Here is a 21,329-nt window from a genome sequence, read left to right as displayed (position 1 = left end):
CACGGCTCCCCTCGCCTCACCACGTGCCCCGCCCCGGGCCCGCGCCGCCGTGGGCCGGGTCGGGAGGGCGGGCCCGCTCCCCGTCCCGTACCGCCAGGCGCCGCAGCATCCCGCGCACCCGGTCGCTGGACTCGTCCGCCGCGTCGATGGCCTCGATGCACGCCCAGTAGAGCCCCTCCTCGTCGGTGGCGCAGGCCACCCCGACGAGCGCGATCCCCACCTCTCCCAGCAGCGCGCCGAGCGCGGTCAACGCCCCGCCCGGGTCCGCCACTTCGGTCAGCTGGGCCGCCCTCGGTCCACCGGCACCCCATGCCGGGTACTCCCCGATCTCGCTCAGCCCCCGCGCCTCGCCGCGCAACTCCTGCGGTCCGCAGAGCGCCAGCTGATTCCCTATCGCCTGGGCGAGCGCCTGGGCCTGCCAGGCCTCCGCCACGATGTCCTGCGCCGTCCCGCTCTCCGCCAGCGCGTGCCGGCCGAGCGCGATGAGCCGCTCTGCCTCCATCAACACCGCCCCCGTTCGTACGACTTATCCGCCCATTCATTCCATTACCCAGAGTGAGGCGACCTGAGCCCCAACACCAGAGGAATTCGGAAATCTGTGGACAGGAAGCTCGATGGGGATAAGTCGATCACTCCGAAGAGTGACGATCTTGAGCAGCGCCCTCTCCTGCACCCCCTCACCACCCCCTACTTCACCCCTCCGTCACCCCCTTCCTCACCGTCTACGCGCCCCCGTCATCACCCTCTACGCGCCCCTCTCCGTCACTCGCCCCGCCGCGCCTCCGCGCGGGAAACCGGACCTCGTTGCGGTCGATCTTGGCGGCCAGCGCGGCCAGCGGATCGACGCCGAGCACCGTGCAGAACTGGAGCAGATAGGCGAGGACGTCGGCCACCTCGTCGGCCACCCGGTGCGCCGATTCGGGGGCCTCCATCACCCGGTCCGCCTGCTCGGGCGTCAACCACTGGAAGATCTCCAGGAGTTCCGAGGCCTCGACGCTGAGCGCCGCCGCCAGGTTCTTGGGCGTGTGAAAGGGCTGCCAGTCGCGCGCGGCGGCGAACTCCGCCAGCCTGCGCTGCAGTCCCGCTACATCGTTGTCGGTCACGCGCTCAGGTCTACCACCGTCACCCCGGGGGTCCGGCGCGCCTCCCCCGCCGCCCGCTCCCCGACCGTGCCCGCGACCCGGATGTGCCCGTCGGCCGCGATGCCCGTGGCGAGGGCGAGCAGTTCGCCCACCTGCCGTCCGTCGAGCCCCCGGTCGAGGCCGTCGGCGAGCAGCGTCAGGGACTGCACGGCCTCGGGGACCTCGGCGATCCGGTCCATCGCGAGGACCCCGGGGCCGGTCAGCAGGGTGAGCGCGAGTGCCAGGTAGCGCAGTTCCCCGTCGCCGAGGCGGCCGAGCGGGGTCGGGGGCCGTTCGCCGCGTTCGAGGACCGCCCGGACGGTGCCCTCCGGCAGTTCCTGCACCCCGAGTCCGGTGACGGGGCCGACGCAGCCCGCTCCCGCCACGGCGGCGAGGCGGTGGTGCCGACGCGGGCAGTCGGTGTGGGTGCGGTGCAGAACCTCGGCGAGGTTGCCGCAGCCGCGCCGCAGGCGCCCCTCGCCCGAAGGTACGGGTGCCCGCATCCGCTCGGGCCGGGGGTCGCAGGCGAAGGCCGAGCGGAGTCCGATGACGACCTGCTCGGCGGCGGCGAGGACCTCCAGCTGCCCGGGGGTCTTGCCCGCGACCCGCAGCGGCAGCAGGGCCGTACCGAGGAGGTCGTCGGGGAACGGGGCCCGGGTGACCGGGGTGGCGCCGGCCGTGTGCCACTCGGCCTGGACGGTGGGGCGTCCGGGGTCGCGCAGCGCCGTGGCCAGCAGGGTGCGGCCACGGCCGGAGAGCCGTTCGCCGACGATACGCAGCCGGGGTTCGGCCTGGACGGCGAGATCGAGGTGCACGGGCCCCTCGGGGCCGTCGACGGTGCACCCGATGCGGAACCCGCGCCTGCCCTGGGCGTCGGGCCTGGCCCGTTCGGGGACGCAGTCGGCGGCATCGGGGAACACCTCGTCGAGCGGGTCGCCCGCGCCGAGCCGGGCGAGTGCCTCGTACGCCCGCAGGGTGGTGGACTTGCCGCTGCCGCTGGGTCCGGTGAAGAGGGTGACCGGCCCCAGCTCGTGGACGGCCGCGCGGTGACCGGCGAACGCGGACAGGCGCAGCTCGGTCACGGCCGGCCGGGCACGGAGCCGCCCGCCCCCGCGCCCGCCCCCGGCGGACCGGGCGACGGAGGGCACGGCAGCGGAAGGCTCGGCGACGGGAGGTACGCCACCCGAGGGCCCGGCGGCGGAAGGCCTGGCGACGGCGGGTGCGGCGACAGCGGAGAAGGGGGTGTCTGACGTGCGGGCGAGCGCGGTGCCGCCGGTGAGGTCCATGCCCGGACCGTACGCACTCCCCGACCTGACGAACCGTTACGTCGAGATGACCTTCCTACGATCGGGGGACGCCGGCGGTCCCGCCGCCCACCACACCGTCCTCGTCCTCACCCTCCGCGCCCTCGACCTCCGTACCGGCGGGGGCGAGGAGAAAAACGTTCCGGTCGACGCGGTGCATCCCGCTGCCGAGACCGAAGACCACACCGCTGCTGAAGTCGAGGATCCGCTTGGCGACCTCGGTGTCGGCGCTCGTCAGATCGAGGAGCACCGGGATCTGGGCGATGAGGTACTCGGCGACCTCGCGGGCGTCGGCGAACACCTGCACACGGAGCACGACCATACGGCGCTGCTCGGCGGACTCGTACTGCTCGGGGATCGTGCGGTGGTCGACCCTGGACGGCCATTCGTCACGACCGCGCAGGGGCACGACCTGCGCGAGGCCCTCCCACTGCTCGTCGGTGACGTCGTACCTCTCGTACCTACTCATGCCCCCATCCTCCCGCTCCTCACCCGTTCGGCCCAACAACGACACGAGGTGATGACGGGGCGGTCTCCGGGAGCTGCCGGACCGGCCGGAGCCGGTGGTTCACTTCTTCTTCGTGCGGGTCACCACCGCGCCGAAGAGGGCCAGGCCCTTGATGACGACCCGCGGTGTGCCCGCCGTGCCGACCTTGTTCGCCGCGCGCTTGTCGAAGACGCCGAAGAGCCCGAGGCCCCGGACCTCGACGTCGACGTCCTCCGGGACCACGATCCGGGTGCCGCCCCAGAGGGCGACGGCGCGGATCTCGGTGTCCTGGCTACTGAAGCGCGCCTCGGTCAGGTCGAGTTTGCCGCCGCCCCACATCGACCAGAGCGTCATCCGGGGCGGTACGACCCAGTGGCCCTTGCGCTCGAAGCCGCCGAAGATCCCCGCCACGAAGCCGCGGGAGGTCGGGGCGCGGTCCACCACGAGCGTGTCACGGGGACCCGGCCGGGGCAGACCGCGGCAGGCGGTCTCCAGTTCGCCCCGGGTGCGCGAGGCGTGCACCTCGTCGAGCCGGGGCGCGAGCTCCTCCAGCGTGAGCCGGCCGTTCTCCACGGCGGCCCGCAGGCGCTCCTCCGCCGCGAACCGTTCCTGGTCCGAGGCGCGGATGTCCAGTTCGTTCTGTGTCACGGTGTCGTCCCCCGGTTCCGGATGCCGTCGGCCGGCAGCGCCGCCACGTCGGCGTTCGTCCTGTGCGGCACCTTCGGCGTCGCCACATGATCCTCGTGACCGACGCCCCGGTGCACGACGGCGCGCGCGTCGGCCGTCGCGTTCATGACCATCACGCTACGCGAAGCTCTTGGCCAGCCGCCGGAGGCCTTCTCTGATCTCGTCGGCCGAGTGCGTGGTGAACGAGAGCCGCATCGCCCCCCGGTCCGGCTCGCCGCAGAAGAACGGCGCCCCCGGGACGTACGCCACCTCGTGGCCGATCGCGGTCCGCAGGAGCGCGGTCGCGTCGTGGCCCGTGGGCAGGGTCGCCCAGATGAACATGCCGCCCTCCGGCCTGTTCCACCGGCTGCCCTCGGGCAGCGCGCCCGGCAGACCGCCGAGCATCGCGTCCCGGCGCTCCCGGTACGCGGCCCGGATCACCGCGACATGCGCGTCGAGGTCGCTGTCGCGCAGATAACGCGCCGCCGCGGCCTGGTCGATGGTCGAGGTGTGCAGGTCGGCGGCCTGCTTGGCGATCACACAGGCGCGGCGCAGTCCGGCGGGGGCGCGCAGGTAGCCGAGCCGGAGGCCGGGGGCCATCACCTTGGAGAAGGAGCCGAGCAGGACGGTGCGGTCGGCGGCCACCGGGTCGGCGGCGATGCAGGGCGCGCGCTCGCCTTCGTACCGCAGCTCGCCGTACGGGTCGTCCTCGACGATCCAGAACCCGTGCCGCGCGGCGGCCTCGGCGACGGCGTGGCGTCGCTCGGCGGGAAGGGTGCGGCCCGTGGGGTTCTGGAAGGTGGGGACGATGTAGAGGAGGGTGGCCTTCTCGCGGGCCGCGATCTCCTCCAGTGCCTCGGGGACGATGCCGTCGTCGTCGGTGGGCACGGGGACGACGCGGGCCCCGGCGAAGCCGAAGGTCTGAAGGGCCGCGAGGTAGCAGGGGTCCTCGACGAGGACGACGGCACCCGGCTCGACGAGAGCGGTGGTGAGGAGGGTGAGCGCCTGCTGCGAACCGGTGGTGACGAGCAGGTCGTCGGCCTCGGTGGGCAGGCCTCGCGCGGTGAGCCGGGCGGCGACGGCCGTTCGCAGCTCCGGGTCGCCCTCGGTCGTCGAGTACTGGAGCGCGGACCGCGGGCTCTCCGTCAGGACCCGGTCGTACGCGGCACGGATGCCCTCGACGTCGAACAGCTCGGGCGCCGGCAGACCGCCCGCGAAGGAGATGACCTCGGGCCTGGCGGTCAGCGCCAGGATCTCCCGTACCGGCGACGAACCGACGTTGCCCAGCCGGGCCGCGGTGGCCGGCGCGGGCACGGAGGAGACGGGGGCGGTGGCGTCCGCGCGCACGGAGTCGGCTGAAAGCATGCTGTCAGCATATAGAGCCGCGGGAGCCTGTCCAGGAGGACCGGCTCCCGCCGCGACAGGGCGAGTTGACCCTCGCGGAACCGACCCTTCCGTCGGCCTTCCGTCGGCCTTCCGTCGGCCTTCCGTCGGCCTTCCGCCGCCCGTCCGTCGCTTCTCGGGTCGGCCCCTTCAGTCCTTGCGGCCGACCGGTTCGTCGCGGGCGTCGGCCCACAGCGACCGTACGTGGCCCAGGTGGCGTCGCATGCACGCCTCGGCGCCCCGTGCGTCGCCGGCGATCATCAGGTCGAGCAGCTCGACGTGCTCCTCGGCGGAGGAGACGAGCTTGCCGGCCTCGTCGAGACCGGTCAGACCGTAGAGACGGGACCGCTTGCGCAGGTCACCCACCGTCTCCACCAGGCGGTCGTTCCCGGAGAGGGCGAGCAGCGCCAGGTGGAAGCGGCGGTCCGCCTCCAGATAGCCGATGAGGTCGTGGTCCCGGGCGTGGGACACGATCTCCTCGGCGACCGGCCGCAGCGCCTCCAGCTGCTCGCGGTCGGCCTTCTCGGTGACGCGGCCGATGGTGGGGACCTCGATGAGGGTGCGCAGCTCGGTGAACTGGTCGAGGTCCCGCTCGCTGACCTCGGTGATGCGGAAGCCCTTGTTGCGGACGGGCTCGACCAGGCCCTCCCGCGCCAGGTCGAGCATGGCCTCGCGGACCGGGGTGGCGGAGACACCGAGGTCGCTCGCGAGTCCGGGGGCCGAGTAGACCTGGCCGGGGCGCAGTTCGCCGGCGATGAGCGCGGCACGCAGGGCGTGCCCGACCTGGTCGCGGAGCCGCTCCTGGGCTCTGACGAGGCCGTACTGTTTCAGGTCACCCATCGTGCGTCCTCCGAGATGTCACGGAGGAGCATCGTACAATGTCACGTTTCTCCATCGGGCACAGGAACCGGGAACTCCACGACGCGGACGGCTCACGTTTCCCGGGAACCCCACGGCGCGCTGCTACGTTCTACAGGATCGTAGAAGTTAATCGACGTCTGGAGTTGTTCATGGCCCTGTGGGACCGCATCAGGGAATCCGCATCGACGATGCAGACCCAGCTGGTGGCGAAGAAGAACGACCTGAAGAGCGGCGCGTTCCGGGACGCGAGCATGGCCATGTGCGCGCTGGTCGCCGCCGCCGACGGCACCATCGACCCCGCCGAGCGCCGTCGGGTCGCCCAGCTCATCGCGAGCAACGAAGTGCTGCAGAACTTCGACGCGATCGACCTTCAGCGCCGCTTCGACGACAACCTGAACAAGCTGACCGCCGACTTCGACTTCGGCAAGGTCAGCGTGCTCCAGGAGATCGCGAAGGCGAAGAAGAAGCCGGCGGAGGCCCGCGCGGTCATCCAGATCGGCATCGTCATCGGCGGCGCCGACGGCGACTTCGACAAGACGGAGCAGGCCGTGGTCCGCGAGGCGTGCTTCACGCTGGACCTGCCGCCGCACGAGTTCGACCTCTGACGGTCGGAGTCCGCAGGGGGTACGGGCCCGCGGGTGCGGGCCCGTACCCCCTACTGCACCGGCGCCGCGACTCCGCGGAGCACCAGGAAAAGCATGACCGCCGAGTTCGCCGAGGACAGTGCCGACACGGTCGCGCCGACGGCCGCCCCCCAGGTGGCCAGGCCGACGGCCGTGCACGCCGGGGGCCAGGCGCGGCCGACCGGGGCCGGGCGCATCAGGGCCGCCACCCTTCGGGGCACCGGCCCCGCCCCGGCCAGGGCCGGGAGCGTGGCGGCCGGTGCGCGCGGGGCCAGCAGGGCCGCCTTGCCGATGGCGCGGGCGACGGCGCGACGGCTGCCGACCTCGGCGGCGGCGTCCTCGTCGGCCCAGCGTTCGACGGTGTAGGAGACGGCGGTGCGCAGCGGCCGCAGGAACGGGTTCGCGCGTGCCGCGAGATGGACCGTCAGCAGGTGCCGGTGGTGACGCGCGGCCAGATGGGCCCGCTCATGGGCGAAGAGGGCCCGGCGCTCGTCCGAGCCGAGCCCGGTGAGCATGCCGGTGCTGACGACGACCCGGCCCCGCCGGCCGGGCAGCGCGTACGCGTACGGGGTGCGGTCCGGCAGCACGGCGACGGAGGTCGGCGGCAGCCCGGCGAGCGCGCCCGCGGCCCGGCGGCGTACCCGCAGCTGGCGCCAGGCCGCCGCGCCGCCGGAGACGAGGACGGCGAGCAGGACGGGGATGGCGGCGCGGCCGGCGATCTCGTCGTACGGCAGGGCCGCCCGCACGTCCGGGTCCGACCAGCTGTCGGGGAGCGGATTTCCGGGGAGTTGGGCGGTGCCCACGATCATCAGCAGGCCGAGGCAGAGCGTGCTGCACACGGCGGAGACACCGGCGACGACGGCGAGCAGCCGGGTCGCGGTACGGGGATGGAGCCGCTGTTCGGCGAGGCGGGCGACCGGCCACGCGGTGAGCGGAAGGACCAGGGGAAGGAAGACGAAGACTCCCATGGAGGCTAGCCTTCCTCGTCCTCGGCGTTCCTGGCGAGCAGTTCACGAAGCAGTCGCTCTTCGTTCGGCGAAAGGCCGGTGACGAACCGGGCCAGGACCGCCTGTCGGTCCGCCTCCGCGTCCAGCACCTTCCGCATCCGCAGGGCGGCGAGCCCGGCCTCGTCGCCGACCGCCGTCCAGCGGAAGGACCGGCCGGCGCGCTCGCGTTCGACGGCGCCCTTCGCCCGGAGACGGGTGAGGATGGTGATGACGGTGGTGTAGGCGAGGCCGCCGCCGAGGCGTTCCCGTACCCATGCCACCGGCACCGGCTCGGACGCCGCACGGAGCGCGGCGAGCACCTGTGCCTCCAGTTGCCCCTGACCGCGCCTGGGCGGGGAGGACTCCGCCCCGATGTCGTCCCGTTCGGTCATCTCGCCCTCCTCCGCGTCAGAACAGCAGCCCATCGTACTGAACGGCGGAACCGGCGCCGTGGGGCGACGCCCTCACACCCGGTCGGGGGCTGACTCCGTGTCGCGTGCCTCGGGCCCGGCAGCCGGTACGTCGGCCCCGCGAGCCGCCTCGGACGCCGGTGCGTCCACCGGGGAGGCGGGGGTCCGGAGCCGGCTGACGTACGCGGCGACCGGTTCGGTGAAGCGGGCGGTGAGCGGCCCGATCACCACGAGGACCAGGACGTAGGCGGTGGCGAACGGCCCCAGCTGGGGCTGCACCCCGGCGGAGACGGCGAGCCCGGCGATGACGATCGAGAACTCGCCGCGCGCCACCAGGGTGCCGCCCGCCCTCCAGCGTCCCTTGACGCCGATACCGGCCCGGCGGGCGGCCCAGTAGCCGGTGGCGATCTTCGTCAGCGCGGTGACGACGGCCAGCGCGAACGCCGGGAGGATCACCGGGGGAATGCTGGCCGGGTCGGTGTGCAGACCGAAGAAGACGAAGAACACCGCGGCGAACAGATCCCGCAGGGGGCTCAGCAGGGCGTGGGCGCCCTCGGCGACCTCCCCGGAGAGCGCGATGCCGACGAGGAAGGCGCCGACGGCGGCGGAGACCTGGAGCTGCTGGGCCACACCGGCGACCAGCAGGGTCAGCCCGAGGACGACGAGCAGCAGCTTCTCCGGGTCGTCGCTGGAGACGAAGCGGGAGATCAGCCTGCCGTAGCGGACGGCGACGAAGAGCACCGCGCCCGCCACGCCCAGGGCGATGGCGAGGGTCGCGCTGCCGGCCGCGAGGCCCACCCCGGCGAGCAGGGCGGTGATGATGGGCAGGTAGACGGCCATGGCGAGGTCTTCGAGGACCAGGATGCTGAGGATCACCGGGGTCTCGCGGTTGCCCAGCCGCCCGAGGTCGCCGAGGACCTTGGCGATGACTCCTGAGGAGGAGATCCAGGTGACGCCGGCGAGGACGACGGCTCCGACGGGTCCCCAGCCGAGAAGCAGCGCGGCGGCAGCGCCGGGCAGGGCGTTGAGGCTGAAGTCGACGAGTCCCGCGGGGTACTGGGTCTTGAGGTTGGAGACGAGGTCGCTCGCCGTGTATTCGAGGCCGAGCATGAGGAGCAGGAGTATGACGCCGATCTCGGCGCCGATGGCGACGAACTCCTCGCTGGCGCCGAGCGGCAGCAGGCCGCCCTTGCCGAAGGCGAGTCCCGCGAGGAGGTAGAGCGGGATCGGGGAGAAGCGGAACCGGCCGGCGAGACGCCCGAGCAGGCCGAGTCCGAGGATGATGGCGCCGAATTCGATCAGGAAGACCGCGGAATGCACAGGGCCCTCACTCCTGACCGAGGATCGCGGCGGCCGCGTCGACGCCCTCGCGGGTGCCGATGACGATGAGCGTGTCGCCGCCGGCGAACCGGAAGGCGGGCGTCGGGGACGGTATCGCCCCGGAGCGGCGCAGTACGGCGACGACGGAGGCACCCGCCTCGGTCCGCATCCGGGTGTCGCCGAGCAGGCGCCCGTTCCAGTACGAGTGCGCGGAGAGCTCGATGCGTTCGGCGACGAGCCCCAGGTCGGTGGTGTGCAGGACGTTCGCGCTGTGGTGCGTGGGCAGCAGCGCGTCGATCAGCGAGGCCGTCTCGGCCTCCGTGAGGTGCAGGGACTGCGCACAGGCGTCGGGGTCGTCGCCCCGGTACACGTTCACGGTCCGGGTGCCGTCGCGGTGGGCGATCACCGACAGATGGCGGTGCTCCCGGGTGGTGAAGTCGTACTGCACTCCGATGCCGGGCAGGGGTGTCGTTCTCATCCGCGGAGCAGGCACAGGCCCGTCGCCTCCAATGGGTCTCAGGTGATCAGGGGTGATCGAGAGCGGCCATGGCCGGTCGTGAGTGATCCTGGACGGCCATGGATGGTCGAGGTGCGCGGGCCATGGTGTCATCCGCCGGGAGCGCCGGAACATGGGTGTCGGCACGGATGGACAGGACCCCGTGAAGCTGGTCAGGATGGACGGGGGACCTGGATCCCTCCGCAGGTCAGAGGCCCGGCAGGGCCCATGGGAGCAGGCGTCGACAGGTGCGGGCGCGACGGGAGAGGAGGCGCGGTGTCGCTGTACTGGCGCATCTTCCTGCTCAACGCCTCGGTCCTGGTCGTGGCAGTCCTGCTGCTGTTCGGCCCGGTGACGGTCTCCACGCCCGTCCTCCTCGGTGAGGCGCTCGTGCTCGTGGCGGGCCTGGTCGCGATGCTCCTCGCCAACGGCTTCCTCCTCCGGGTCGCGCTCGCCCCGCTCCAGCGCCTCACCCGGGCGATGCGGACGGCGGACCTCCGGCGGCCCGGCCGACGCCCGGAGGTGTCCGGGCACGGCGAGATCGCCGCCCTGACCCGTACGTTCAACACGATGCTCGACCGGCTCGAAGCCGAGCGGGCCGCCAGCACCGCGCGGGCGCTCTCGGCGCAGGAGGAGGAGCGCCGGCGCATCGCGCGGGAGCTGCACGACGAGGTCGGCCAGACCCTGACGGCCGTACTGCTCCAGCTGAGGCACACGGCGGACCACGCGCCCGTGGAGCTGCGGTCCGAGCTCCACCAGGCGCAGGAGACGACACGGGCCGGGCTTGAGGAGATCCGCCGCATCGCGCGCCGGCTGCGCCCGGGGGTGCTGGAGGAGCTGGGGCTGCACAGCGCGCTCAGGTCGCTGGCCTCGGAGTTCTCGACCCGCGCGGTGACGGTGCGGGCGCGCATCGAGCCGGGTCTGCCGGAACTCGACGAAGGGACGGAGCTGGTGATCTACCGGGTGGCCCAGGAGGGCCTGACGAACGCGGCGCGCCACGCTGCGGCGACCCAGGTGGACCTGTATCTGCGCCGCCTCCCCCACGGCGGGGTCGGCCTCCTGGTCAGGGACGACGGCCGTGGGATCGGCCGGACGCCCGACGGCGCGGGCCTCATGGGCATGCGGGAGCGGGCCCTGCTGATCGGTGCCGAGCTGGCGGTCCACGACGGCCCGGACGGCGGAACGGAAGTCCGCCTCGACACCACGACGGACAGGCTCGACACCACGACGTACAGGCCGACGCCATGACGGATCCGACGGAGCCGGCCGAGCCGACGGGATCGGCGGGATCGGCGGGATCGGCAGAATCGATCGACGGCGCCGAGCCGACACCCCCCACCCGCATCCTCCTCGCCGACGACCACGCGCTGGTGCGCGGCGGGGTCCGTCTCATCCTCGACGCGGAACCGGACCTCACGGTCGTGGCCGAGGCGGCGGACGGGGCGGAGGCGGTGGCCCTGGCCCGGTCCGAACGGATCGACCTGGTCGTCCTGGACATCTCGATGCCCCGGATGACGGGTCTCCAGGCGGCCCGCGAACTCAGCCGCCTCCGGCCGGAGCTGCGGATCCTGATCCTCACGATGTACGAGAACGAGCAGTACTTCTTCGAGGCCCTGAAGGCGGGCGCGAGCGGCTACGTCCCGAAGTCGGTGGCGGACCGCGACCTGGTCGAGGCCTGCCGGGCGGCCGTCCGCGACGAACCGTTCATCTACCCGGGCGCCGAGACGGCCCTGATCCGCACGTATCTGGACCGCGCGGAGCGGGGCAGGCCGCTGCCGGCCAAGGCGGTCACGGAGCGCGAGGAGGAGATCCTCAAACTGGTGGCGGAGGGCCACAGTTCGAAGGAGATCGGTGATCTGCTGGTCATCAGCCCGAAGACGGTGGAACGCCACCGGGCGAACCTGCTCCAGAAGCTCGGCCTGCGGGACCGCCTGGAGCTGACCCGGTACGCGATCAGAGTGGGCCTGATCGAGCCCTGAGGCGGAGGTCCCCCCAAGCCCCCCCGACCGGCCCCGACCGGCCCCGGACACACCGGTACCCCCCGGCCGGAAGGGCCGGGGGGTACCGTCGCGTTCGTCCTCAGGGAAGGGGCTCGTAGAACGGCCCGTCAGGCGCGTGGTTGCGCGAGCACAACATCACGTCCCGCCCCTTGAGATACGCCAGCAGCCATTCGCCGAACGTCATCTCGTAGAGCGTCCACGAGGGACTGTCCATCTCCTGGACCACGACCCGCCAGGGCGACGAGGGTCCGTCGGGGACGCGAAGGAAGATCGCCTCGCCCGTCGTGGCCGTCGCCACCGGGAGCATCTCCCCGGGGGCCGTTCCCGCCCGGCTGGGCAGGAACTCGGCCATGTCCTCCTCGCGCCAGAACTCGAGGTCCATCCTGAGCTCCTTGCCCAGGTTGTGCAGCAGATGGCTCGCGGGGTGCTTCAGATACAACTGCCCGTTGATCGAGACCGAACCGTAGGCGTCCACGACCTCGCGGAAGTCCGCGGGGAACGCGATGCCGAATTCCTGCTCCAGTTCGGTCCACGGTGCCGGATCCGACCAGTTGAACCGGGATTCGCCCAACAGGGCTCGTATCTCGGAAAGCGTTGCCACCTCTAGGCCCCTTCTAGCACGTCGAGCCGATGCCGGTCGGGGAGTTGATCGCGGTGCACGAATAGCTTTCCACGATGTCCCCCTGGGGGCCGTACGCGGTCATTCCCACCTGCACGAGCGTGGGGACGGCCGAATGCGGGTCACCGTAGATGGGCACGACCGACATGAACAGTTTGTTGTCGCCAGTCAAATGCTTCCACCCGAAGGATTCAACCTTGCTGGCCATCCTCGCGTTCGCCCTGCCGTGCAGAGCGACGAGGTTGCGCACATCCTGTCCGGTGCCCTTGCCCCAGTAACCTATCAGGTGCCCTGCCTGCGGACTTCCGCCTCCGGCGGCGATCTCACCCATGCCGTCGGGCTGCACGGAGGGCTCGCATTCGGAGCACTTGGGAAGGCCGCCGGCCCCGGTGCGCGACCTGCGGTCGGACTTGGTCAGGAACGCCCAGGCACCGGTCGCCCGGCAGCCCTTGTTCCCCTGGTGGTCCGTGTACTCCTCCAGGCCGCCGTAGACCCGCCCGCCGTCGACCAGAGGCATCGGGTCGCACGTCGGGTTGTTGGTGTCGGTGGTCCGCGGCGCGGGCCGGGGCTGGGGGCCCGGCGACGGCTGCGGGGTGGGACCCGGACGCGGTTCGTTGTCGGACGAGGAGTCGGAGTCGACGTCGCTCGCCGACGGCATCAGCATGCTGCCGAGGGCCGTGCTCGCGTCCGCGAGGTTCTGCTGGCCCTGCGGCGTCGCCGCGTACAGCGCCGTGACGAGCGCGGCGCCCGCCCACCAGATCAGCGGGATGGCGAAGTGGCCGTCCAGCTCGACGAGGCTGGTGGGGTTGCCGCCGGTGAAGGCGTACCGGTTCCCGGTGAAGGGGTCCGAGCCGAGCTTCATGTCGGCGAGGGCGCCGTTGTACATGTCCCGGGTGGTGAAGCGGTTGAGCCCCGGGTTGTAGTCGCGGAAGCCCATGTCGTACGTGCCCGACTGGGCGTCCCAGCGCTTGGCGTTGTAGCGGTAGGGGTTGTACTCCTCCTTGTCCGGCTGGCCGGTCTCGGGCTTGTCGATGCCGGTGAACTCGGTGGCGTCGTTGTTGCCGTAGGCGGTGTAGCCGTAGGTGGCCTTGGTGTCGCCGTTCTTGTCCGTCAGGGTCTCGACGTCGGTGTGGCTGTTGTAGCCGTAGTAGCCGTCCTCGGTCGTCCCGTCGGTGTTGTGCTTGGTCTGCGACAGGCGTTCGCCCCAGGGGCTGTACTGGAACGACTTGGTCAGCGCGCCGGCGACCTTCTCGTCGAGGACCTCGCTGGACAGGCCGAGGTACTCGAAGTCGGTGGTCTTGCCGCCCGCCGTCTTCGTGGCGGTGCGGTCCAGCGGGTCGAAGGTGTACGTCGTCGACTTCATCGCGCCGCCGGCGTCCAGCTTCTGGGACTCCACGACGTGGTCGAAGCCGTCGTACACGCTCCGCTCGATGACCTTGCCGCCGGAGCTGACCGACTGCTGGCGGCCGAACGGGTCGTAGCTGTAGTCGGCCGCCGTGGCACCCGAGGTCGTCGCGGTCAGCAGCCTGTTCCGGTCGTACTGGAACGTGGTGGTCGCGCCCTTGACGGTCTGGCTGATGACGTTGGCGTTGTCGTCGTGGAGGTACGTCTCCGTGCCCGCGCCGTTGCCCGACTTGACCGACTTGGTGAGCCGGTCGGCCGGGTCGTAGGTGAGGTCGGTCGTGGAGTCGAGGTACGCCGTGCGGTTGTCGGCGTTCATCTTCTTCGCGACGTCCTGCGACTTGTTGCCGTTGGCGTCGTAGGCGTACGTGTGCGAGGCGACCAGCGTGGTGCCGTCCGCCTTCTTCTCCGTCGTCGACTTCAGCGCCGCGTCGAGGAAGTAGGTGTAGTCGACCGTGTTGCCGTTGTCCTTGGTCTCCTTCAGCTTCTGGCCGCGGTCGGTGTAGGTGTACGAGGTCACCTTGGGGTCGCTGTCCGTCGCGGACTTGCCGACGGACACCGTCCTGACCTTCTCCCGGAGGTCGTAGGTGTACTTGGAGAACTGGCTCGGGTGGGTGACCGTGTCGGACTGGCCGTTGGCGTCGTACGTGTACGACGTGGCCTTCTTCTCGACGCCGGAGAGCGACTCCGTCACCTTCTGGACCTGGTTGAGGCCGGTGTAGGCGATGGAGTAGGCGTCGACCTTCGTCCCGGGCGAGGTGTCGCCGATCGACGTCAGGTTGCCGTTGACGTCGTAGGAGTAGTCGAAGGTCCGCTTCTCGTTGTCGGTCTCGGTGGCGTTGTCACGGACCAGCTTGACGCCGTCCGCGACCACGATGCCCGCGCTGTTCTGGTCCAGCTTGAGCTTGGCGCCCTCGCTCTGCTTGAGGGCGTAGCGGCCGAGGGCGACCCAGGTGCCGGTGGCGGCGTTCTGGTCCTTGGTGACCGCCGGTTCGGTGGTGGTGCCGTGGGTGAGCGTGTACTTCGCGGTGGTGGCGGCCCCGGTCACCTTCGGGTACTTCACGTACGCGGTGTACGTGCCGTCCTTGGGGATGTCGAGCGTCCACGTGAAGGCGTCCGTGCCCGCGCCCGCCGCGTGGGTGCGGTGGTCGTAGCCCTGCTGACCGGTGATGTTCCCCGTGGCCCAGGTGCCCGTGGCGGCGATGTGCTGGGTGTCGGAGTTGTCCACCAGGACCACCGACTTGCCCACCGGAACACCGTCGTCGGACCGCGACCTGACCTTGCCGTCCGGGTAGAACGACCACGTCATCGTGCGGTTGGACGAGCCACCCGCCGAGGTCAGCGTCCTGGCCGTCTGCTGGCCCACGGCGTTGTAGTCGTAGGTGGTGGAGATGTCCCACGGGTCCGTGGTGCTCTTGGTCCAGCCGTTGTCGAAGTAGTCGACCTTGGTGACGTTGCGGACCGTCTGCCCCTCGGAGGGCGGCATCGAGGTCGTGGAGACCCGGCCCACGGCGTCGTACTCGGTCTCGGTGTAGACGTTCGGGTCGTTGTGCCGGGTGTCCGCCGGGTCGTACGGCTGGTACTGGCGCTTGGGCCGGTTCAGCGCGTCGTACTCGGTGCGCGAGGTGAACGCCGTGGTCGTGCCCGCCTCGACGGCGCGCGGGCTGATCACCTTGGTGGCGTTGCCGACCTGGTCGTACTCGTACCGGGTCGTGCGGTGGACGATCGGCGAGGTGCCGCTGCGCGGGACCTTGACCTCGGTCTGCTTGCCGCGCTCGTCGTAGCTGACGAGCGTGGTGTTGTTCTCCGCGTCGGTCGTGGAGACGACCAGGTTGTCCTTGTCGTAGGCCTTCCTGGTGGTCTTGCCGGCGGCGTCCGTGACCGAGGTGACCCGGTGGTTCAGGTCGTAGACGGACAGGGAGCTGTAGTCGGCCGTGTCGGCGGTGGCGTTCTTCTTCGGGTCGACGACCTTGGTCGTGTTGCCGACGTTGTCGTACTCGTAGCTGACCCTGTCACCGTTCGCGTTGGTGACGGAGCTGAGCTGGTAGATCTCGTTGTAGTAGTTGGTCGTGACGAAGTCCGTCGCGTCCGCCGTGGTCAGCGAACCCTTCGGCTCGGTCGTCGTCCTGAGGTTGCCGACCTTGTCGTAGGTGTAGGTCGTCTTCCGCTCGCTCGACGTCGGCGTGTACTTCGGCTCGGTCGCCGAGGTGATCTGGTCGGCCGCGTCGTAGACCGCCTCGGACACCGCGCCGTTGGGCGCCGTCGACGTCGTGACGTTGTCGTTGGCGTCGTAGACGGGTGCCGGAGCGGTGATCAGGTCGCCCGTGGCCTGGTTCTTGGGCTCGGTCTTGACCATCGGACGGCCGTAGACGTCGTACGTCTGGGTGGTCTTCTTGCCCAGCGCGTCGATGACCTCGCGGACCTGGCCGCGCTCGTCGTAGACGAAGGTCGACGACTTGCCGAGCGCGTCCGTCATCGTGGTCGGGAAGCCCGCGGGCCCGAAGCCGCTGTTGGTGTCCGCGTTGCCGTTGGCGTCGACCGCCCGGGTCAGCTGGCCGTAGGCGTCGTACTCGTACGAGGTGGTGTAGTCCCCCGCCGTCGCGGTGGCGACGCCCTTCGGGTCGGTGACCGTCTTCAGGTTGCCGAAGGTGTCATAGCCGAACTGCCAGGTCCGGCCCTCCGGGGAGGCCTTGGTGAAGATGTCGGCCGAGTAGCCGTCGGAACGGGTCTGGTACGTGTACCGGGAGGAGTTCGCCGGGTAGACGCCCGGGGCGCACTCGCTCTGGGCGGGCACGCCCGCCTTGTTGTTCTCCGCGTCGCGCTTCCAGAGCGGGTAGCCCGTCTTCTGGTCGTAGCAGTACGCGGTCTTGGCGCCGTTGCTCTCCTCCGTGTAGACGACGTTGTTGTCCGCGTCCCACGACATCTTCATGGCCTGCGACTTGGCGTTCGTCGACAGGACGGCGCGGCCGAAGTCGTCGGTCACGTAGTCGGAGGAACGCGACTCGGCGTCGGTGACCCGGGTGTCGGTGAACTTGGCGTTGCCGGGATCGACGGCGTACGTGAAGCCCGTGGTGCCCTGGAGACGGTCGGTGATCGTCTTGGTCCACCAGTGGTACTTCGGGTCGTCACCGGTCTGCGGGGAGTTGTACGCCAGGGAGGTGGCGTTGCCGCGCGGGTCGGTGGCCTTGACCAGCTTGACGTTCTTGTTGCCCTGCGTGGCGTCGTATTCGAAGCCGTAGACCTTCGGCTGGCTGGAGCCGGCACCGTCGGTGATCTTGGTGAGCAGGCCCTTGTCGGAGTACTCGAAGGTGACCTTGCGGTCCGAGATGTCGGTCATCGACTTGATGTGGTCGATGATCTTCGGGTTGTTGCCGTCGGCCTTGGAGTAGTACTCGATCGTCAGCGACTGACGGCCGACGGGGTCGGTGACGTACTTGAGGAACTTGGTCGGCTTGTTGTTCGACTTCCGTTCCTCGTAGGTGTACGTCTGCGTGTTGCCGTTCTTCTCGACCGCCGACGTCATGTAGCCGTCGCATCCGAAGACGAACCGGGTGCCGTCGGGACGGGTCATCGTCCAGGCGTCCGGAACCGGGTCCTTCAGCGGGGTGCAGTCCAGACCGGGCTTGGCCGTCAGCCTGTAGTGGACGCCCGCGGGGGCCTTCCAGGAGCCGTCCGCCTGCTCACGGAAGACGTGCGTGGTGCCGTCGCCGTCCGGGAGCCGGATCTCGGTCGGGTGGGGCTTCGGGTGGAACTCCAGCGGCGCGCCGAGCCGGATCGGGCCGGAGGCCTGGAAGGACCAGCCGGAGCCCGAGACGGTGTCGGAGGTGTCGAGGCTGTTGTACGCGAACCGGGCGAAGGTGGTGACACCGCGGCCGGGGTTGGTGAACGCGTTGTACTGCCAGACGGTGTTGCCGGAGGCCAGGTTGCTCATGACGGTCGAGCCGGCACCGGTGTTCTTGCCCGTGTAGACGTAGAACTTCTCCATGCCGAGCTGGTTGGAGGTCGGGTCCTCCACCGCCACGTTCTGCTTCAGACCGGGGATGCCGGCCGTGCCGGAAGCCCAGGTCCCCGTGGTCTTGTCGTACACGTCCCAGTTGAGGACGTAGTCCGTGCGCTTGTTCCCCGAGGCCGAGTTGATCGGGGTCCTGACCTTCGCCTGCAGGGACACGCTGTCCCCGGGGACGACGTCGACCGGCAGCGCGGTCTGGATCTGGTTGCCGCCGTTGGTGACGTCGGTGCCGTCCGGCAGGGCCCAGGTGTAGCTGAGGACCCGGTCGGTGGCCTTCCACGTCGACGCGGTGGTGTTGGTGAGGGTGAAGTCGACCGTGTAGTCGGTGTTCGGCGTCATCCGCGCCGGGGTCTGCGGCGCGTAGTACGTCGATTCCGTGGTGGAGTCGATGTACGTGACCACCATGCGGGGGCGCAGACGGGTCTCGGCGCCCTCCGAGGAGAGGAACAGCGTCCGCTCCTGCGAGGCGGCCTCGTCGGCCGTCCTGATGACCACGCCGTTCTGCGAGGACGGGGTGGTCACCCACGACTGGGCGAGCGAGGTGACGTTCCAGTCGTGGCGCGCCGGGTCGTTGGTCTTGGCCCCGGTGTCCGCGACCGAGGCGCCGAAGTCGCCGCCCGGAGCGGTCCAGTTGGTGGTGGCGTTCGCCTTGACCCAGGTGGCGGTGGCTTCGTCGAAGTCACGCGTGAGGGGGCGGAGCTCGTAGACGGCGCCGGTGGTGTCCTGCGCGGTCTGGGTGCTCCAGAGGCGGACCTTGGCGTCCAGGACCCGGGCGGTGGCGGGGATGCCGAGCGCCGGGAACTTCAGCAGGGCGCGGGTGTCGCCGTAGGTGGCGGAGTTGTTGCCGACGGACAGCCAGTTCTTCGGGCCGGCGTCGTCGATGGTGTCGTGGGTGGACGTGGTCCGCGTCGAGGACAGGGTGGTGTCCTGCGTCGCGTCGAGGACCTTCGTCGTCCGCCCGGCCTTCGGCAGCCGTACGAGCTGCGTGGGCGCGGCGACGACCTGGCCGTCCTTCGTCCTGACCGCGACCATGTAGTAGTAGGCGCGGCCGAACGGGTCGGGGTCGTCGGCCTTCGTCGGGGTGCCCGAGGTGTCCGTGAAGCTGGTCACCGTGGACGCCACGGGCGCGACGAGGGTCGCGGCCGAGGGCGTGAAGGTCTGGTTGATCGACCGGTGGACCTGGTACTCGACGATGTCGTCGCCGGTCGCGATCGGGTCCGCGTCCCGGTAGGCGGACCAGTTGAGCTCCGCGCCGGTGTCGTGGATGGTGGTCGGCGCGGCGAGGTCGACGCCCTGCCGGCCGAAAGTCAGGACGAGCCGCGGGTAGTTGGCGGTCTCGCCGCCGTACCCGAACTCGCTGCCCTCGTAGCGCGGTCCGCCCTTGGGACCGGTCGCGCTCTCGTCGCCGGCCTTGATCACGAAGCCGTTGTTGACGTTGGCGCCGTCGATCCAGGACTGGACGGTCCTGGTCACCGGGAAGGTGTGCCAGGTATTCAGCTCGCCGGGCTGCTTGGTGACCACGCCGCCCTTGGTGAAGCGGACGGCGTCCGCGATCACCGAGGTCGTGGTCGACGCGGGACCGTCACCGAGGACGATCTTGCCGAGGGTGCCGGCCTTGAACGGGTGCGAGCCGAGCGTCTTCCAGACTCCGGCCGTACCGGCCTGCTGGTCGACGCTGTACACCTTGCTGCCGCCGTCGTAGGTGACGGTGTACGGGGCGTTCGTCGCGCGGTCGGAGGCCGGGATGCTGTGCGCCTCGACCTGGTACGTACCGTCCTCGGGCAGACTCGGCTGCCAGGTGTACGTGTCGCCCGCGACCGTGTCCTTGTTGTACAGGTAGTCCTGGTTGACGGCGTACTGCGTGTACGCGGTGTTCCCCGACGCCGGCCAGGCGCCGACGGCGGCCGTCCGTCCGGCGTCGCCGTCGTCCACGACGACCGAGGTGCCCGACAGCTCACCGGTGATCGCGTTGGCGTTGCTCCAGGTGGCCTGCGCCTCGGTCCAGGCCTGGGTGGCGCGGTGCGCCTCCAGCTGGACCTCGGTGTCGCCGGTGGTGTGGGTCTGGTCGTAGTACAGCTTCAGATCGGCCGAGTCGAGCTTCGTACCGGCCGGGACACCGGTCAGCGGGAACCGCAGCAGGGCGCGCGAGGCGCCGGTGCTGGTGTTGCCGACCGACAACCGCCAGTTGTCGTCGTAGTTCGTCGTCGGACCGTCCGAGGAGATCATCACGTCCTGCGCCGTGGACGGCGTCGGAGCGATCGAGATCGTCGGATCGATCGTGACCGGGTACTTCCGCTCGGGCGCGGCCAGCCAGGCCGCGTCCGGTACGACGGTGAGCTTCCAGCCCTTGCCCGCCCGGGTGAGCCGCTGCTCGACGGCGGAGCTGTAGCCGGTGCCGTACGGCGAACGGGCGTCGGCGGCCGTGTCCGTCATGAACGCGGCCGGGATCACCAGGACCGGGTCGGCGCCCTCGCCGTAGAACCCGATCGAGCCGTCCTTGCCCGCCCTCGGCGTCAGCCCGCCCGAGTCGAGGGTGAAGGTGAACGACACCGGCCCCGCGGGCCGGCGGTCGAGAACGATGTTCTCCTTCACCCGCCCGGGGCCCACCTGGTACGACAGGTCGGCGCCGTGGACGGCGTCCTTGTAGGTGACGGTGTCGCCCTCGGCCACCGGGGCGAGCCCGGCGGCACCCTGGAGGCCCAGCGTCACCGCGTGCCCGTCGGAGGCCTCGAACCGCAGCAGCCTGCCGGGGTCGGTGCCGAACCAACTGCGGGCGGTGTTGGTCGCGTTGGTGTACGCGAAGTCACCGCCGCCGGTCCGTACGACCGTCGGGTCGATGCCCTTCCAGGACTTCCCCGTCCGGTACGCGGTCGGCACGGCCGACACCTCGGCCTGCACCCGGCCGTCGGACAGCTGCCAGTAGCGGGCGGTCGGCGTGCGCCGTCCCGTCAGCTCCGCGACCCGCTTCGGCTTGGCCGCCGCCTTGCCCTTCGGCAGCCGCTCCCGGCTGGGCAGCACCGGAGTCCCACCGGTGCCGGGCTGCGCCGGCGCGACGGGCGCGCCGGCCTTGTCGTCGCCGTCCGAGAACCACCCGGAGAGGGCGTCGACAATACCCTCGCCGTCATCGGCGGAAACCGGTGCTGCATAAGCGACTTGTGGCAACATGGTCCCGGCGATAGCCGAAACCACGAGGCAGGCTATCGCCCGCCCGTATCTGAATCTCACTCGAATCCCTTCCAGGAACCCCTCGCGCACACACGCGAACGGAAGCGCGCCGACGCACCGGCAAGGGACCCCCCTCACCGACACGAACGCACCGAACCACCAGCGAAAACACCCCAGGACACGCCAAACCGGGCCACCTCCGAAACATGGAGACGGCCTGGCGAGAGATGCACCGCTGACGGCGGGGGAGATTCTTATTCACGGGCATGACACCCCGTCAAGCGCTCGGCCAAATAGTGCATTTCACTGAGGGAATCGCGGAGAGACCGCACGAGTGGGCCGGTATGTCGGGGGATTGGAATTCTTGGCGCGTGATGATGTAGGGCGAGGCGGGGGGGATTCGCTTGGCCGGGAGGCCCGGGTACGAGCAAAGGGGACGCTTCGCCGCCTGCCGCCGAGGTTCCCTCTGCCGGGCCCC

General features: G+C 70.7%; 17 protein-coding genes. 3 read left to right on the top strand and 14 right to left on the bottom strand.

The features are described from left to right. Window positions 1–16: 16 nt before the first annotated feature. The 8 genes from V4Y03_RS26435 to V4Y03_RS26400 form a co-directional block, all read right to left on the bottom strand. Complete coding sequence (locus tag V4Y03_RS26435; protein WP_317878422.1) at window positions 17–502, bottom strand: DUF6099 family protein; 486 nt, start codon at window positions 500–502, stop codon at window positions 17–19. Between the two features lie 220 nt (window positions 503–722). Continuing rightward, entirely contained in the window at window positions 723–1,103 is a 381-nt protein-coding gene (locus V4Y03_RS26430; RefSeq protein WP_332436495.1) for a nucleotide pyrophosphohydrolase, read from the bottom strand. Continuing rightward, window positions 1,100–2,407: an ATP-binding protein gene (locus tag V4Y03_RS26425; protein ID WP_332436494.1), complete on the bottom strand. Its 1,308-nt coding sequence runs from the start codon at window positions 2,405–2,407 to the stop codon at window positions 1,100–1,102. The genes V4Y03_RS26430 and V4Y03_RS26425 overlap by 4 nt, the downstream gene beginning before the upstream one ends. A 55-nt stretch (window positions 2,408–2,462) precedes the next feature. Beyond that, window positions 2,463–2,894 carry a cell division protein SepF gene (locus tag V4Y03_RS26420; protein ID WP_317878443.1) on the bottom strand — a complete coding sequence of 144 codons (432 nt, stop codon included), beginning with the start codon at window positions 2,892–2,894 and terminating at the stop codon, window positions 2,463–2,465. Window positions 2,895–2,993: 99 nt separating this feature from the next. After that, entirely contained in the window at window positions 2,994–3,560 is a 567-nt protein-coding gene (locus tag V4Y03_RS26415; RefSeq protein WP_332436493.1) for a DUF1707 SHOCT-like domain-containing protein, read from the bottom strand. Further along, window positions 3,557–3,706, bottom strand: a complete 150-nt coding sequence (locus V4Y03_RS26410; protein WP_317878441.1) for a hypothetical protein — start codon at window positions 3,704–3,706, stop codon at window positions 3,557–3,559. The genes V4Y03_RS26415 and V4Y03_RS26410 overlap by 4 nt, the downstream gene beginning before the upstream one ends. 10 nt (window positions 3,707–3,716) lie before the next feature. Beyond that, window positions 3,717–4,943, bottom strand: coding sequence for an aminotransferase-like domain-containing protein (locus V4Y03_RS26405; protein ID WP_332436492.1), 1,227 nt, complete (start codon window positions 4,941–4,943; stop codon window positions 3,717–3,719). 168 nt (window positions 4,944–5,111) lie between these two features. Beyond that, the gene (locus V4Y03_RS26400; protein ID WP_317878439.1) at window positions 5,112–5,801 is read right to left on the bottom strand and encodes a GntR family transcriptional regulator; all 690 of its coding nucleotides are present in this window, start codon (window positions 5,799–5,801) and stop codon (window positions 5,112–5,114) included. Between the two features lie 170 nt (window positions 5,802–5,971). On the opposite strand from V4Y03_RS26400, the gene V4Y03_RS26395 reads away from it, so the two are divergent. Continuing rightward, window positions 5,972–6,427: a tellurite resistance TerB family protein gene (locus V4Y03_RS26395; RefSeq protein WP_317878438.1), complete on the top strand. Its 456-nt coding sequence runs from the start codon at window positions 5,972–5,974 to the stop codon at window positions 6,425–6,427. A gap of 50 nt (window positions 6,428–6,477) precedes the next feature. Here V4Y03_RS26395 and V4Y03_RS26390 read toward each other — a convergent pair whose 3' ends face one another. From V4Y03_RS26390 to V4Y03_RS26375, 4 genes are all read right to left on the bottom strand, one after another. Next, complete coding sequence (locus V4Y03_RS26390; protein WP_332436491.1) at window positions 6,478–7,413, bottom strand: M56 family metallopeptidase; 936 nt, start codon at window positions 7,411–7,413, stop codon at window positions 6,478–6,480. Between the two features lie 5 nt (window positions 7,414–7,418). Beyond that, entirely contained in the window at window positions 7,419–7,823 is a 405-nt protein-coding gene (locus V4Y03_RS26385) for a BlaI/MecI/CopY family transcriptional regulator (protein WP_332436490.1), read from the bottom strand. A gap of 72 nt (window positions 7,824–7,895) precedes the next feature. Further along, window positions 7,896–9,161, bottom strand: coding sequence for a cation:proton antiporter (locus V4Y03_RS26380; protein WP_332436489.1), 1,266 nt, complete (start codon window positions 9,159–9,161; stop codon window positions 7,896–7,898). Window positions 9,162–9,168: 7 nt separating this feature from the next. After that, window positions 9,169–9,654 carry a cation:proton antiporter regulatory subunit gene (locus V4Y03_RS26375; RefSeq protein WP_332436488.1) on the bottom strand — a complete coding sequence of 162 codons (486 nt, stop codon included), beginning with the start codon at window positions 9,652–9,654 and terminating at the stop codon, window positions 9,169–9,171. A gap of 279 nt (window positions 9,655–9,933) precedes the next feature. Here V4Y03_RS26375 and V4Y03_RS26370 point away from each other — a divergent pair, with 279 nt between their 5' ends. Both V4Y03_RS26370 and V4Y03_RS26365 read left to right on the top strand, forming a co-directional pair. After that, entirely contained in the window at window positions 9,934–10,905 is a 972-nt protein-coding gene (locus V4Y03_RS26370; protein WP_332436487.1) for a sensor histidine kinase, read from the top strand. Next, a complete protein-coding gene (locus V4Y03_RS26365; RefSeq protein ID WP_332436486.1) occupies window positions 10,902–11,636 on the top strand; it encodes a response regulator transcription factor in 735 nt (244 codons plus the stop codon). Before V4Y03_RS26370 ends, V4Y03_RS26365 begins: the two co-directional genes overlap by 4 nt. 100 nt (window positions 11,637–11,736) lie before the next feature. Here V4Y03_RS26365 and V4Y03_RS26360 read toward each other — a convergent pair whose 3' ends face one another. Both V4Y03_RS26360 and V4Y03_RS26355 read right to left on the bottom strand, forming a co-directional pair. Then, window positions 11,737–12,258, bottom strand: a complete 522-nt coding sequence (locus V4Y03_RS26360; RefSeq protein ID WP_317872726.1) for an SMI1/KNR4 family protein — start codon at window positions 12,256–12,258, stop codon at window positions 11,737–11,739. A 13-nt stretch (window positions 12,259–12,271) separates the two neighbouring features. After that, the gene (locus V4Y03_RS26355; protein WP_332436485.1) at window positions 12,272–20,851 is read right to left on the bottom strand and encodes a golvesin C-terminal-like domain-containing protein; all 8,580 of its coding nucleotides are present in this window, start codon (window positions 20,849–20,851) and stop codon (window positions 12,272–12,274) included. Between the last annotated feature and the right edge of the window lie 478 nt (window positions 20,852–21,329).

Source organism: Streptomyces sp. P9-A4, from assembly GCF_036634195.1.
GTDB lineage: Bacteria > Actinomycetota > Actinomycetes > Streptomycetales > Streptomycetaceae > Streptomyces.
Note: the sequence above shows the minus strand (reverse complement) of the source record. Positions and strands in the feature narration are given on the sequence as shown.

What these genes read in the sequence shown, in the direction of transcription:
- V4Y03_RS26435 (WP_317878422.1), bottom strand. Translation starts at nt 502, where the DNA reads ATGGAGGCAGAGCGGCTCATCGCGCTCGGCCGGCACGCGCTGGCGGAG.
- V4Y03_RS26425 (WP_332436494.1), bottom strand. Translation starts at nt 2,407, where the DNA reads ATGGACCTCACCGGCGGCACCGCGCTCGCCCGCACGTCAGACACCCCC.
- V4Y03_RS26420 (WP_317878443.1), bottom strand. Translation starts at nt 2,894, where the DNA reads ATGAGTAGGTACGAGAGGTACGACGTCACCGACGAGCAGTGGGAGGGC.
- V4Y03_RS26410 (WP_317878441.1), bottom strand. Translation starts at nt 3,706, where the DNA reads ATGAACGCGACGGCCGACGCGCGCGCCGTCGTGCACCGGGGCGTCGGT.
- V4Y03_RS26405 (WP_332436492.1), bottom strand. Translation starts at nt 4,943, where the DNA reads ATGCTTTCAGCCGACTCCGTGCGCGCGGACGCCACCGCCCCCGTCTCC.
- V4Y03_RS26400 (WP_317878439.1), bottom strand. Translation starts at nt 5,801, where the DNA reads ATGGGTGACCTGAAACAGTACGGCCTCGTCAGAGCCCAGGAGCGGCTC.
- V4Y03_RS26395 (WP_317878438.1), top strand. Translation starts at nt 5,972, where the DNA reads ATGGCCCTGTGGGACCGCATCAGGGAATCCGCATCGACGATGCAGACC.
- V4Y03_RS26390 (WP_332436491.1), bottom strand. Translation starts at nt 7,413, where the DNA reads ATGGGAGTCTTCGTCTTCCTTCCCCTGGTCCTTCCGCTCACCGCGTGG.
- V4Y03_RS26385 (WP_332436490.1), bottom strand. Translation starts at nt 7,823, where the DNA reads ATGACCGAACGGGACGACATCGGGGCGGAGTCCTCCCCGCCCAGGCGC.
- V4Y03_RS26365 (WP_332436486.1), top strand. Translation starts at nt 10,902, where the DNA reads ATGACGGATCCGACGGAGCCGGCCGAGCCGACGGGATCGGCGGGATCG.
- V4Y03_RS26355 (WP_332436485.1), bottom strand. Translation starts at nt 20,851, where the DNA reads ATGTTGCCACAAGTCGCTTATGCAGCACCGGTTTCCGCCGATGACGGC.